The organism is Sphingobium sp. RAC03, assembly GCF_001713415.1.
Taxonomy (GTDB): domain Bacteria; phylum Pseudomonadota; class Alphaproteobacteria; order Sphingomonadales; family Sphingomonadaceae; genus Sphingobium.
The window spans coordinates 295666-309135 of the sequence record NZ_CP016456.1 but is presented as its reverse complement, the minus strand read 5'-3'; the positions used below and the strand labels follow the sequence as shown (position 1 = coordinate 309135).

Sequence of the window (13470 nt, the reverse complement as noted above, 5' to 3'; positions counted from 1 at the left end):
TGCTGCGCATGGTACCCCTCCCCGTGCCGGGGAGGATCATATGCGCGGCTCCAACACCGTCACCCCACCCATATAGGGCACCAGCACCTCTGGCACGATCACGCTGCCGTCAGCCTGCTGATAATTTTCCAGTACCGCGACCAGCGTCCGCCCGACCGCCAGCCCTGAGCCGTTCAACGTATGCAGGAAGCGCGTCTGCTTCTCACCCTCCGGCTTGTAGCGCGCGTTCATGCGCCGCGCCTGAAAGTCGCCGCAGTTGGAGACGGAACTGATCTCGCGATAGGTGTCCTGGCTCGGCAGCCACACCTCCAGATCCCAAGTCTTGCGCGCGCCAAAGCCCATGTCGCCGGTGCAGAGCAGCATCTTGCGATAGGGCAGGGCGAGCGTCTGCAAGATACCCTCGGCCGCCGCACACATGCGCTCATGCTCGGCTGGCGACTCGTCGGGCGCGCAGATGGTGACCAGTTCGACTTTCTCGAACTGATGCTGGCGAATAAACCCGCGCGTATCGCGCCCGGCCGACCCGGCTTCGGAACGGAAACAGGGGGTCAGCGCGGTCAGCCGCACCGGCAGCTCGGCCAGCGGCACGATCTGGTCGGCCACCAGATTGGTGAGCGACACTTCGGCGGTTGGGATCAGCCAAAGCCTATTTTTTCTGGTGGCAGGATCAGACTTATATTCTTCTTCAATCGTCACATTTGAAATTACTTGGCCATCGGGAATTGTTCTCTCGTCATTCAGATAGGCATTTATGGTATTCACCATAAACTCTCCTAAACTCACTGATCTGAAAGTGCTGAACAGATCGTCGGCAAATTTGGGCAATTGCCCGGTGCCGAACAGCGCTTCATCCCGCACCAGCAACGGCGGATTGGTTTCCTCATAGCCGTTCACGCCGGTCTGCGTGTCCAGCATATATTGCGCCAATGCCCGGTGCAGCCGCGCCATCTGGCCCCGCAGCGCGGTAAAGCGCGCCCCCGACAGCTTCGCGCCGCCCTCGAAATCCAGCCCCAGCGCCGGGCCGAAATCCGCATGGTCCTGCGGCGCGAACTCGAACACGCGGGGCGTGCCCCAACGGCTCACCTCGACATTGGCGTCCTCGTCCGCCCCCTCCGGCACATCGTCGGCCGGCAGGTTGGGGATCGCGGCCAGCATCGCCGTCAGCGCATCGCCCAATTCGCGCTCCTGCGCTTCCAGCGCAGGCGTGCCGTCCTTGAGCGCCGCCACTTCGGTTTTCAGCGCCTCGGCCTTGTCCTTGTCGCCAGCCGCCATGGCCTGGCCGATCAGCTTGCTCGCCTCGTTGCGGCGGGCCTGGCCGACCTGCAACTGCGTCTTGATCGCCCGGCTTTGCTCATCGAGTGCCAATATCTGCGCGGACAGGGGCGCCAGCCCGCGCCGGGCAAGGCCAGCGTCGAAAGCGGCGGGATTTTCGCGGATGAAACGGATGTCGTGCATGGCCAGTCCTATGCCGCCCTGCGATCGGCCACGCAACCCTGCGCGCTGTCATCCGTTACAGGTCTATCCCCTGAAAAAGAGAGAAGGAAAAGGCGATGCAAATAGATCCAGGCGCACTTGTGCTGGTAGCCGACGGCCGCAAGATGTTGTTTTTCCGAAACAAGGGCGATGCCGCCATCCCCAATCTGGAAACCGAACAGGTCGAAAAGCAGGACAACCCGGCCGATCGCGATCAGGGCACCGACACGCCCGGCCGCGCCTTCAACTCGGTCGGCGGTCATCGTAGCGCCATGTCGGAAACCAATTTCCACGATCTGGAGGAAGACCGGTTCGCCGCGCAGGCCGCCGACATCCTCATGCATCGCGCCTTTGCCAACGACTATGAAAAGCTGATCATCGTCGCACCGCCCGGCACGCTGGGCGAAATGCGCAAACATTATCACAAGGAAGTGCAGGACCGCTTGGCCGGCGAGATCGCCAAGGATCTGGTCAACCATCCGATCGCCGACATCGAAAAGATCATCGCGGACAATTGATCCGGCGCTGACGGCACACATACGAAAAGGGCGGCCTCCGATACCGGAAGCCGCCCTTTTTCGTGACCTGTGTCGAAAGCGTCAGGCGGCGACCTGCGCCTTGCGATCGGCAAAGCGACGACGCGCGACCAGCGCGACGGCGGCCGCGCCGAACAGCAGCACCATCGGCGGGGCGGGGACATCGGTGCCACCCGTGCTGCTCGAACCACCGCTGGACGAGGAACTGCTCGACGACGCGCTGCTCGATGAGGTCGAGGACGACGTGCTGCCGGTGCTGCCGAAGCTGGACGAGCCACCGGACGACGAGGATGAGGAACTGCCCGACGAGGAACTGCTCGAAGACCCGCTGCTGCCGCCCGTCGAACCGGGATGATCTGGCTTGTCGGGCTTGCCGCCGCTCGATCCACCCGAACTGCTGGAGGAGGAGCTGGACGAAGAGGACGACGAGCTGGAACTGGACGAGGACGAACTGCTGCTGACGCCCGACGATGTCGATACGTTACCGCTCGATGTGGACACGTTGCCGCTGGACGTCGATACGCCACCGGTCGAGGTCGAAACGCCCCCGGTCGATGTGGACACGCCGCCTGTGGAGGTCGAAACGCCGCCGGTAGACGTGGACACGCCGCCGGTCGTCGAACTGGTCGAACTGCTGATGCCGCCGGTCGAGCTGCTGGTCGAGGAGATCACGACCGAACCCCCGCCGCTGCCGCCACCGCCGCCACCGAAGAATCCGCCCATGAAGCCGCCGCCGCCAAATCCGCCGCCGCCGCCCATGACGATCGGCACGGCACCGCCGCCGCCCGACATCATCGGCATTTCTGCCGGTGCCATCGGGATGGGAGCGGGCAGGGGGATGGGCGCCTGCTGGCTGGTGACGGTCACCGTCTGGGGCGCGCAGGTCATGGCGGTCTTCACCACCTTGCGCTTCACCGTCCGCACGGCATAGCGCTTCTTGGGCGCAGCCTTGGTGCTTTTGGAACTATGGACCACTGCCGGGCGCGCGCTTTCGGCCACATGGACGGCACCGCCGCCAATGATCGCGCCGCCGCACGTGCAGGCGCATAATTTAGCCAATGCCATCCGTACCGACATAGGTTCCACTCTTCTTTTATGTTACCTTGCCGCCCGCTACCGGCAAATCCGGAAAACAGGCTGGCGGGTATTCCCTATCCGCAACAACGCAAAATAAAGCGTTAACTGCAACGGCGTTAACCCTCAATAGCAGTCGCCTGTCGAGCGGTAATCCATATTTTTGCGAAGCGATATGGTTAACGTCCCACTATGGAACGGCGCTTGAGGGATGGGTAAAGAGCGAGGCGGGAGCGCCCTCCGTCCGCCCATGGACAAAAATCCGCCCTCCCGCATGCGAGTCTCTGGAATGGCCGCTTGTGTCGCTGCCAGCCGATGGCTATGAGCGCCCCCAATGCATTATCACGGGCGACCGGTCGTTGAAACGCCGGGGCCTTGCGAGTCGGAGAGCCAACATGGCATCGGTCCTAAATTCCGATAAAGACGGTGAAAAACCGCCAAAATCGACTGTAACGCTTCCCGCCGACTATCGTCCTTCGCCCGACGAAGAGTTTATGAATCCACTCCAGCTGGAATATTTCCGCCAGCGACTGTGGAGTTGGAAGAAGCAGATTTTGGCTGATTCCGAAGGCACGCTCGCCGTCCTGCAGAACGAACCGCTCCGCGAACCCGACCTCAATGACCGCGCATCGAGCGAGACCGACTGGTCGATCGAACTGCGCACCCGCGACCGCCAGCGCAAGCTCATTTCGAAGATCGAAGCCGCGCTCCGCCGGATCGACGATGGCGAATATGGTTACTGCGAAGTCACGGGCGAACCGATCTCGCTGGGCCGCCTGGAAGCGCGGCCGATCGCGACGATGACGGTCGAAGCGCAGGAACGGCATGAACGCCACGAAAAAATCTCCCGCGACGATTAACGGTTTTTCCATCCCTCGCGCGTAGACATTTGGCATTCTACTGACATTTTACGCGCAGGTTGGATGATGAACGACGAACGGAATATCGCTGATCGGGGACCGGCACGCACAGCGCCGCGCGACAGCCTGTTCCTGCTGACAAGTTTTGCCACGCCCGAAGGTGCGCCACTGGGCAAGGCCCGCATCCGCAATCTGTCCGCCACTGGCCTGATGGCCGATTGTGAGCGTGCGATACCGGCCGATGCCAGGGTCGAATTTGAATTGCGCGGCGTTGGCAAGGTCAGCGGCGTGGTCGCCTGGTCGCGCGACGACAAGATCGGCATCGCCTTCGATGCGCCGATCGACCCGCAACTCGCGCGCAAGCCGGTATCGACCGGTTCCTCGCAACAGCAGATGCCCGACTATCTGCGTACCAATCCCCTTCTGCGCCGTTGACGTCCCCGCGCCCCACGGCGCGCCTCACAATCGCATAAAATAGCCCCGATCATCCTCATGGATGCGGGGCGTTTTGCTTTTCGGGGTCTTGAATGCAGGCCTGGGGTGAGGTCGGATCGGCAGTCGGACGCTGCCGGATCCTGACCTCCTCCCTGGCGAAGATGCGGCTTAATGCTTGGCCGACATCTCCTCCTTCAGCCGCAATTTCTGCTTTTTGAGCGAAGCCACCAACGTGGCGTCGGGCATGGGCCGACTCGTTTCGGCCTTGATTCGGGCATCAAGGCCGGCATGCTTTGCCGAAAGAGCGGAAATATGGCTGTTCTCCATGACATTCTCCTTACGAGGGGTGATGGACGTAGAAGTAAATCATGATTCGTCCGCCTTGTCTCGCGTCGATTCGGGCTTTGCGATGGTCGCGCGAAAATTTGCGATGGCCCGCATGGGCTCGCCCCGCTATCAGTTCACCATCTGCCACGTTTTGGATGCAAGGGAGCGCCGTGAGCCGGGAAGACATCATGCGCCGACTGGAACTGTTGCGGGTGGAGCATCGCGATCTCGACACGGCCATCGCCGCGCTGGTCGATAGCGGCGGCGGCGACCAGATGCAGATCGCCCGGCTGAAAAAGCGCAAGCTGCGGCTGCGCGACGAAATCGCCCAACTGGAAGACGAACTGGTGCCCGACATCATCGCCTGACCGCGCGATCATGGTTAACGGCGCGCTAACCGATCTTAAATGGGACAGGACGCCAAAACGGGCGCAATGTCGGGCCTGACAAGGTTGCAAATTCATGTCAGTGATCGCCCATGCCCAGTGCAATATCTCTTGATCGCGGTCTGCATCGCGGCCTCGTGGACGGCCTCTATCTCGAAGCCATGCTGATGGCCGACGAGGCGCGATCCTATTTCGACGGCCGTGACGTAGCGGAAGACGGCATGGACGATCCGCTCCGCCGGGTCGCCTTCGCCTGCGAATCGCTCAAGGTGACGACCCGACTGATGCACATCATCGCCTGGCTGCTCAGCCAGCGCGCCTGGCAACGCGGCGAGATCGGCGATGCGGACCTCTCGGACGAGAAATATCGGCTGGGAAAGGCCAGCGAAAGCGATCCGCTGCTGGTGGCGACCTTTCCCTTCGCCGCGCGCGCGCTGATCGAGGCAAGCCATGATCTTTACGACCGGGTGGCGCGGTTGCAGGATCGGCTCGACCGCATGACCGGTTCGCTCGCCATGCCCATGATCAACCCTGCGCGCGCCTTGCTGGATCGTCTCAACACCGCCTTCTGACGTCGGCCCGATACCGGCCCGGCGCAATTCGCGATAAATAGCGACGAAACCCCGCTTTATCGGCGCTATGGGACTGGCGCTTGGGCCAGCATCTGGTCTAGACCCGCGCCATGACCCATGGTTTGCGGACCCGACGCCGCTTTGCTGGCCGCCCGCAAGCCGCCCGGCTCCTTCTTGCGCCACTGCTGCTCGCCGCCCCGTGTGCTGCGTGGGCGCAGGATGCGTCGCCGCCGCCCTCCGTCCCCGACGGCACCATGTCCGATGTCGATACCCAGCTAGACGCCATGCCCGACATCGGTCTCGACTGGCCGGACATGGGCCAGGCCGATACCGTCGTACCGCTGCCCGCCGATCCCGCCGATGTGCAGACCGCCGCGCCGGACATGCCCGCTACCATCGTCACCCCCGATGCCGAACCGGAAGAAGCCGTCGCCGCCTTTGCCGAAATCGGCGAAGAGCGCCGCTACACGGTGGCGCTGGACGGCATCGACGCCATCAGCGATGCGCAGTTCAAGCTGCGCTTCGATGAACTGTCGGTCCTGCGCCAGGGCGAGAGCAAGGCCGCCAACCTCGCCCAGATCAACCGCCGCATCAAGGAAGATAGCGACCTGCTCGACCGGCTGCTGCGCGCCAAGGGCTATTATGCCGCGCGCATCCGCGGCGCCGTCTCCGCCCCGCCAGCGGGCAGCGATCGGCTCGCCGTGCGGTTCGCCATCACGCCCGGTACCCAATATCTGCTCGCCTCGGTCGATGTGGCGGGCCTCGCCGAAACCGCCAGCCGCGAACCGACGCTGCGCGCCGCCTTCCCGCCCAAGGTCGGCGACCCGGTCGATGCCGACAAGATACTCGAAGGGCGCGATGCGCTCGCCACCGCCTTGTCGGAAAGCGGTTATCCTTTCGCCAAGGTGGACGAACCCGAAGTGCGGATCGACCATGAGGAACGACAGGGCGACCTCGACCTCATCGTCACGCCCGGCGGCTACCGCACCTTCGGCGCGATCCGCCTGAGCAATGCGGAATTGTTCAGCGCCCGCCATGTCCAGAATATCGCCCGCTTCGATCCCGGCGACCCCTATATGGCCTCCGATGTGGAAGATCTGCGCCGCGCCATCGTCGCGACCGGCCTGGTGTCATCGGTGACGCTGAAGCCGACGGATGCAGGCGATGGCGAGCATGTCGACCTGGCGATCGACGTCCGTCCCGCACCGCTGCGTACCATCGCCGGGGAATTGGGCTATGGCACGGGCGAGGGCTATCGCGCCGAAGTCAGCTGGCAGCATCGCAATTTCTTCCCGCCCGAAGGCGCAGTGACGGTGCGCGGGGTCGTTGGCACGCAGGAACAGACCGCCTCCTTCACCTATCGCCGCAATAATTTCCGCCGCCGCGACAATGTGCTGACCGGCCTGCTGTCGGTCAGCAACATCCGACGCGAAGCTTTTGATGCGCGGACCATCACCCTGTCGGGCGCACTGGAGCGGACCACCAACATCCTGTTCCAAAAGGACTGGGTCTGGCGCGTCGGCGCGGAATTGATCGCATCGGACGAAGCCGATGCCTTTTCCGGCGGTTCACGCCGCACCTTCCTCATCGGCGCGGTGCCGCTCAGCCTCACCTATGACGGCAGCGACGACCTGCTCAACCCGACCAAGGGCTTTCGCCTCGGTGGGCGGATCAGCCCCGAACTCTCCTTTCAAAACGAAACCTTCGGCTATGCCAAGGTGCAGCTCGACGGCAGCCTCTATCAGCCGGTGGGCGAAAAGCTGGTGGTCGCCGCGCGCGCCCGTTTCGGCAGCATCCTTGGCTCGACCGTCGAACAGATCGCGCCATCGCGCCGTTTCTACGCGGGCGGCGGCGCATCGGTGCGCGGCTATGGCTATCAGGCAATCGGCCCGCGCTTTGGCGAGGATGACAATCCCGTGGGCGGCAAGAGCCTCGCCGAATTTTCGCTGGAGGCGCGGGTGCGCTTCGGCAATTTCGGCGTCGTGCCGTTCATCGACGCGGGCAATATCTCAACGAGCTTCCTGCCGCGCTTCCGCGACCTGCGCATCGGCACTGGCCTTGGCCTGCGCTATTACAGCAATTTCGGTCCGATCCGCGTCGATGTCGGCACGCCCATCAATCCGCAATCGGGCGATCCCAAGATCGCCGTCTATGTCTCGCTCGGTCAGGCCTTCTGATGACCGACGAAGTCCCCGCCGCTCCGCCGATCCGCCGCCGCGCCTGGGACGGGCGCTGGCAACGCTGGGTGGCGGGGCTGCTCGCGGCGCTGCTGCTGATCGTGGCGGGATCGCTCGCCTGGCTCGATACCGGGTCGGGGCATCGCTTCCTCGTGTCGCGCATCGCAACCATCAAGTCCCGGTCGGGCCTGCAGATCAGCGTCGGCCGGATCGACGGCAGCATCTATCGCAAGGCGGTCCTGCACGACCTGGTCCTGGCCGACCCCAAGGGCCGCTTCTTCGATGCGCCCAGGGTCGAACTGGAATGGTGGCCCTTCGCCTGGCTATCCAACCGGCTCGATATCGACCGGCTGGTGATCCCGCGCGCCACCCTGCACAAATTGCCGAAACTCAATCCGACCCAGCGGCAGGGACCGATCCTGCCCGGCTTCGACATTCGCCTGATGCAATTTTCGGTCGGCCAGCTGGCGATCGCGCCCGGCGTCACCGGTCGCGCCCAGACCGCGACCATCGCGGGCGACGCCGACATTCGCGGCGGCCGCGCGATCATCGATTTGGCCGCGCGCACGCTCGATGGCCGCGACGCGCTCAGCATCGCGCTCGACAGCCGCCCCGACGATGATCGCTTTCGCCTCGACGTCACCGTCAACGCGCCCAAGGGCGGCGTGCTGGCGACGATGGCGGGGCTCACACAGGATGGCAATCTGCGCATCGGTGGCAAGGGTAGCTGGACTCAGTGGGACGGTCGCCTGTCCGCCACGCTCGATGCCGCACCCGCCGCCGACTTCGTTCTTGCCGCGCGCAGCGGTGCCTATTCGGCGCGTGGCACGGTCGAGGGGTCGGCCATCGCCGGGGGCAGCCTGATCCAGCGGCTGTCCTCGCCCCGCCTGACCGTGCGCGCCAATGGCACCCTGGTCGACCGGGTGATCGACGGCACCGCCTCGCTGCGCTCCGCCGCGATCGACCTGACCGCGGATGGCGCGATCGATCTGCGCAACAATGCGCTCGACAATATGCGGCTCGACCTCACACTCGCCCGCCCCGAAGCCTTGCTCAAGACGATGCGCGGGCGCGATGTCGTCGCCAAGATCCGCCTCGATGGCCCGCTGGCGCAGCTTGGCTATGAATATCTGCTCACCGCGCGCGAACTGACGTTCGACAAGGCCCGCATCAGCGACGTGCGCGCCGAAGGCAAGAGCCGCACGGCTGGGTCCGGCCCGACCTTGATCCCGCTGCGCCTGCGCGCCCGCCGCCTGGACGGGCAGGGGGATCTGGTCGAAGGCATCGTGCGCAATTTCGCGCTCGACGGCATGCTGCAACTCAACGGGCAGCAGATCGTCAGCAATCCCATGGACCTGCGCTCCGACAAGCTGCGCGGCAGGCTGACCGTCCTCGCTGATCTCAAGACCGGCCGCTATGATATGGGCCTGGATGGCCAGATCGTCGGCCTCGCGATCCGCGGCTTCGGGGTGGTCGATGTCACCTCTAAATTGCGCGCCATGCCCCGCGCCGACGGCGGCTTTGGCCTTAGCGGCAGCGCGGCGGCACGGGTGCGGCGGCTGGACAATGATTTCCTGCGGACATTGGGCGGCGGTCTGCCCACGGCGCGCAGCGACCTGACGCTTCGGCCGGATGGCACGCTGGCGCTCACCAACATGCGCCTCGCCGCGCCGCTGCTGACGCTGGCGGGCAATGGCATACGCTTTCGCGACGGCACGCTGCATCTGGAGGGCCAGGGGCAGCATGATCAATATGGCCCGCTCACCCTGACGCTCGACGGCAATATCGAGCGGCCGACGATCGACCTGATGCTCGCCCGGCCGATGGATGCGCTGGGCCTGCGCGATGTCCATGCCCATCTCATCCCCGACGCCAATGGCTATAGCTACACGGCGGAGGGCGGATCGACGCTCGGCCCCTTCACCGGGCGCGGCGTCATTCTGCTGCCCCAGGGCGGGCAGGCAGTAGTGCGCGTCGCCAATCTCGCCGTGTCGGGCGTCACCGCCAGCGGCGACATCCGCCCCGTCACCGGCGGCCTCGACGGTCAATTGGCGGTCAGCGGTCCCGTCACCGGCTATGTCGGCTTCAAGCCGGTGGGCGACATCCAGCAGGTCCAGCTCAAACTGACTGCCAACGGCGCGAGTTTCGAAGGGCCGACGATCATCACCGTGCGGCGCGGCACGCTCGACGCGACGATCCTGCTCGATCCGTCGGGCACCACGCTCAAGGCGACGGCGCAGGCGCGCGGGCTGCGCGTCGGCGGCGTGCTGGTCGGTCGCTTCGCCGCCAATGCCGATCTGGTCGATGGGCGCGGCACTATCCGCGGCAGCCTGTCGGGCCAGCGCGGCCGCCTGTTCGAACTGCAGGGGGAGGCGCAGGTCGATGCCGATCGCATCCGCCTCACCGCTGGCGGCACGATCGACAAGCGGCCGATCCGGCTGACCCGCGCGGCGTTGCTCACCCGCACCGACGATGGCTGGCGTCTGTCGCCCGCGACGATCAGCTATGCGGGCGGGTCGCTGCAATTGTCGGGCGAACTGGGCGCGACCGCCAACCATATCGAAGCGCGCATGGACAAGCTGCCGCTTGGCCTGCTCGACATCGCCTATGACAATCTGGGGCTGGGCGGCATCGCCACCGGCTCGCTCAGCTATGCGCAGCCGCGCGGCGGCCTGCCCACCGGCACGGCGGAACTGCGCCTGCGGGGCCTGTCGCGCTCCGGCCTGTCGCTCAGCTCGCGTCCCGTCGATGTCGGCGTCAACGCGGCGCTGGGCGCTGATCGCCTCGCAACCCGCATGGTGTTCGTCGCTGATGGCAAGACGATCGGCCGGGGGCAGGCGCTGCTTACCCCGCTTGGCCGCACCGGCAATCTGGTCGAACGGCTGAACGCCGCACCCCTGTTCGCGCAGCTCCGCTATAGCGGCGCGGCCGATACGCTGTGGCGGCTGACCGGGGTGGAGATTGTCGACATGGGCGGCCCGGTCAACGTCTCCGCCGACATGCGCGGCACGCTGGGCGATCCCCGCATCACGGGCACCTTTGCGACCGATAACAGCACGATCAACAGCCCGGTCACCGGCATGCGGCTGGCCAAGGTCAAGGCACGCGGCCGCTTCTCCGGCGCGCAACTCGTCATTTCCAGCTTCGCCGCCGCCTCGCAAAATGGCGGGTCGGTCACCGGCACCGGCCGCTTCACCTTCAACGGCATAGCGGGCGTCGGCATGGACCTGGCGATGCAGGCGGATAATGCCGCACTGCTGGAGCGCGACGATATCGCCGCGACCGTCACTGGCCCCATCACCCTGCGATCCGATGGCACGGGCGGGACGATCGGCGGCGATGTCATCCTCAACAAGAGCCGCTTCACGCTGGGCCGCGCCGCCGCCGTCGCCGCCATCCCCGAATTGCGCGTCGTTGAAATCAACCGGCGTGGCGAGGAAATCGAAACGCTCCGCACCACCGTCCCCTGGGCGCTGGCGATCAAGGCGCGCGCGCGCAACCGCCTGACCGTCACCGGCCTTGGCCTCGACAGCGAATGGCGCGCAGATCTGGACCTGGGCGGCACCGTCACCAACCCGGCCATTGCCGGGCGTGCCGAGCTGGTGCGCGGCAATTATGAATTTGCCGGCCGCCGCTTCGAACTGCGCGAAGGGCGCATCCAGTTCGATGGCAAGACGCCGACCAACCCGACGCTCGACATCGACGCCGTCGCCGATGTCAGCGACCTGACCGCCACCATCCATGTCGGCGGCACCGGCCTAAAACCCGACATCACTTTCAACAGCATCCCCGCTTTGCCGCAGGACGAACTGCTCTCGCGCATCCTGTTCGGCACGTCGATCACCAACCTGTCCGCGCCCGAAGCGCTGCAACTCGCCTCGGCGGTCGGCTCGCTCCAGGGCGGCGGCGGACTCGACCCGATCAATGCCGTGCGCAAGGCGGCGGGGCTGGACCGCTTGCGCATCATCGCCGCCGATCCGACCCAGGGGCAGGGCACGTCGATCGCCGCGGGCAAATATCTCACCCGCAAAACCTATGTCGAACTCATCACCGACGGGCAGGGCTATAGCGCCACCCGCATCGAATATCAGGTCACCCGCTGGCTGTCGCTGCTCGGCGCCATCTCGACGCTCGGTCGCCAGAGCGCCAACGTCCGCGTGTCGCGGGATTATTAAGCCATCACCAAATCCCGCATCGACGCCGCCGCCGCGATCAGCGTCATGGACCTGTTCACCATAGGCATCGGCCCGTCCAGCTCGCATACGGTCGGCCCAATGCGCGCCGCGCGCCTGTTCATGGACTCTCTCCCCGCGCAGCCGGTGCGGGTCTCCTGCGATCTCTACGGCTCGCTGGCACTGACCGGGCGCGGCCATGCCACCGACACGGCGATCCTGCTCGGCCTGTCGGGTTACAGCCCCGAAGCGCTCGACCCCGACACCATCCCCGCCATCCTCGCCGCGATCCGCACCGATGGCCGCATCCGCGCGGGCAGCGCCCATGACCAGTGGATCGCCTTCGAAGAAGCGCGCGACCTGATCTTCCACATGGGCGACTTTCTCGAAGCCCATAGCAACGGCATGCGCTTCACCGCCTGGCTCGACGGGCAAAGCGAACCGCTGGTGCGCGACTATTATTCGATCGGCGGCGGCGCGGTGCTGCCCGGCGAGCGCGTCACTGACGACGCCCCGCTCGGCCATAATGTCGTCCAGCCCTATCCCTTCTCGTCGGGCGCAGAGATGCTGGCGCAGGGCGAGGCCACCGGCCTCTCCATCGCCACCCTCGTCCTGCGCAACGAGGGCGCCTGGCGCACCCAGGCGGAAACCGACGCCTTCCTCGACAGCGTGATCGACGCGATGAGCGTCTCGATCGACCGCGGCCTCCAGCAGGAGGGACTACTCCCCGGCGGCCTCAAGGTCCGCCGCCGCGCCCGCGCCATTCACCAACGCCTACGCCTGCAACAGGACGCGCTTGGCCCGGCGCAGATTTTCGAATGGGTCAGCCTGTTCGCGCTGGCGGTGAATGAGGAAAATGCCGCCGGTGGCCGCGTCGTCACTGCGCCGACCAATGGCGCGGCGGGCGTCATCCCCGCCGTGCTGCATTATTATCGCCGCTTCGTCCCCGGCGCGGATCGCGATGGCGAGCGCCGCTTCCTGCTCACCGCCGCCGCCATCGGCTTCCTCTACAAGAAGCGCGCCTCCATCTCCGCCGCCGAAATGGGGTGCCAGGGCGAAGTCGGCGTCGCCTGCTCCATGGCCGCCGCAGGCCTTGCCGCCGTGCTGGGCGGCACCAACGGCCAGGTCGAAAATGCCGCCGAAATCGGCATGGAACATAATCTCGGCCTCACCTGCGATCCGATCGGCGGCCTCGTCCAGATCCCCTGCATCGAACGCAACACCATGGGCGCGGTCAAGGCGATCAACGCCGCCTATCTCGCGCTGCAGGGCGATGGCCATCATATCGTCAGCCTCGATGCCGTCATCGAAACGATGCGCCAGACCGGCGAGGATATGGCCAGCCGCTACAAGGAAACCTCGCTTGGCGGCTTGGCCGTCAACGTCGTGGAATGCTGAGCCGGTTCCCTTCCATTCGTCGCTTTGCGCCGTCAAATCTGCGATGAAACGACAGTATTT

The 13470-nt window shown here is 65.4% G+C and carries 12 protein-coding genes; 10 read left to right on the top strand and 2 right to left on the bottom strand.

The features are described from left to right. Positions 1-36 precede the first annotated feature (36 nt). Positions 37-1455, bottom strand: a complete 1419-nt coding sequence (gene serS, locus BSY17_RS06095; protein WP_069064828.1) for a serine--tRNA ligase — start codon at positions 1453-1455, stop codon at positions 37-39. Positions 1456-1550: 95 nt separating this feature from the next. Here serS and BSY17_RS06090 point away from each other — a divergent pair, with 95 nt between their 5' ends. From BSY17_RS06090 to BSY17_RS06070, 5 genes are all read left to right on the top strand, one after another. Continuing rightward, a complete protein-coding gene (locus BSY17_RS06090) occupies positions 1551-1991 on the top strand; it encodes a host attachment family protein (protein ID WP_069064827.1) in 441 nt (146 codons plus the stop codon). Positions 1992-2091: 100 nt separating this feature from the next. Then, positions 2092-2364 carry a hypothetical protein gene (locus BSY17_RS21510; protein WP_171899183.1) on the top strand — a complete coding sequence of 91 codons (273 nt, stop codon included), beginning with the start codon at positions 2092-2094 and terminating at the stop codon, positions 2362-2364. Between the two features lie 6 nt (positions 2365-2370). Next, entirely contained in the window at positions 2371-2940 is a 570-nt protein-coding gene (locus BSY17_RS06080; RefSeq protein ID WP_069064825.1) for a hypothetical protein, read from the top strand. A 538-nt stretch (positions 2941-3478) separates the two neighbouring features. Beyond that, positions 3479-3943 carry an RNA polymerase-binding protein DksA gene (gene dksA / locus BSY17_RS06075; protein WP_069064824.1) on the top strand — a complete coding sequence of 155 codons (465 nt, stop codon included), beginning with the start codon at positions 3479-3481 and terminating at the stop codon, positions 3941-3943. A gap of 66 nt (positions 3944-4009) precedes the next feature. Further along, positions 4010-4378, top strand: a complete 369-nt coding sequence (locus BSY17_RS06070) for a PilZ domain-containing protein (RefSeq protein WP_069066817.1) — start codon at positions 4010-4012, stop codon at positions 4376-4378. Between the two features lie 168 nt (positions 4379-4546). Here the strand turns inward: BSY17_RS06070 and BSY17_RS06065 are convergent, their stop codons facing one another. Beyond that, positions 4547-4705 carry a YdcH family protein gene (locus tag BSY17_RS06065; protein ID WP_069064823.1) on the bottom strand — a complete coding sequence of 53 codons (159 nt, stop codon included), beginning with the start codon at positions 4703-4705 and terminating at the stop codon, positions 4547-4549. A gap of 188 nt (positions 4706-4893) precedes the next feature. Here BSY17_RS06065 and BSY17_RS06060 point away from each other — a divergent pair, with 188 nt between their 5' ends. From BSY17_RS06060 to BSY17_RS06040, 5 genes are all read left to right on the top strand, one after another. Then, positions 4894-5073: a YdcH family protein gene (locus tag BSY17_RS06060; protein ID WP_043151224.1), complete on the top strand. Its 180-nt coding sequence runs from the start codon at positions 4894-4896 to the stop codon at positions 5071-5073. 110 nt (positions 5074-5183) lie between these two features. Further along, positions 5184-5663 (top strand): DUF1465 family protein, encoded by a 480-nt coding sequence (locus BSY17_RS06055; RefSeq protein ID WP_069064822.1) that lies wholly within the window; start codon positions 5184-5186, stop codon positions 5661-5663. Between the two features lie 110 nt (positions 5664-5773). Continuing rightward, positions 5774-7840 (top strand): autotransporter assembly complex protein TamA, encoded by a 2067-nt coding sequence (locus BSY17_RS06050; protein WP_083217059.1) that lies wholly within the window; start codon positions 5774-5776, stop codon positions 7838-7840. Next, positions 7840-12015, top strand: a complete 4176-nt coding sequence (locus BSY17_RS06045) for a translocation/assembly module TamB domain-containing protein (protein ID WP_069064821.1) — start codon at positions 7840-7842, stop codon at positions 12013-12015. Before BSY17_RS06050 ends, BSY17_RS06045 begins: the two co-directional genes overlap by 1 nt. Before the next feature lie 3 nt (positions 12016-12018). After that, entirely contained in the window at positions 12019-13410 is a 1392-nt protein-coding gene (locus BSY17_RS06040; RefSeq protein ID WP_069064820.1) for an L-serine ammonia-lyase, read from the top strand. Positions 13411-13470 lie beyond the last annotated feature (60 nt).

Bases quoted from the DNA above. Each gene is read 5' to 3' on its own strand.
- serS (WP_069064828.1), bottom strand. From the start codon at position 1,455: ATGCACGACATCCGTTTCATCCGCGAAAATCCCGCCGCTTTCGACGCT.
- BSY17_RS06090 (WP_069064827.1), top strand. From the start codon at position 1,551: ATGCAAATAGATCCAGGCGCACTTGTGCTGGTAGCCGACGGCCGCAAG.
- dksA (WP_069064824.1), top strand. From the start codon at position 3,479: ATGGCATCGGTCCTAAATTCCGATAAAGACGGTGAAAAACCGCCAAAA.
- BSY17_RS06070 (WP_069066817.1), top strand. From the start codon at position 4,010: ATGAACGACGAACGGAATATCGCTGATCGGGGACCGGCACGCACAGCG.
- BSY17_RS06065 (WP_069064823.1), bottom strand. From the start codon at position 4,705: ATGGAGAACAGCCATATTTCCGCTCTTTCGGCAAAGCATGCCGGCCTT.
- BSY17_RS06060 (WP_043151224.1), top strand. From the start codon at position 4,894: ATGCGCCGACTGGAACTGTTGCGGGTGGAGCATCGCGATCTCGACACG.
- BSY17_RS06055 (WP_069064822.1), top strand. From the start codon at position 5,184: ATGCCCAGTGCAATATCTCTTGATCGCGGTCTGCATCGCGGCCTCGTG.
- BSY17_RS06050 (WP_083217059.1), top strand. From the start codon at position 5,774: ATGACCCATGGTTTGCGGACCCGACGCCGCTTTGCTGGCCGCCCGCAA.
- BSY17_RS06045 (WP_069064821.1), top strand. From the start codon at position 7,840: ATGACCGACGAAGTCCCCGCCGCTCCGCCGATCCGCCGCCGCGCCTGG.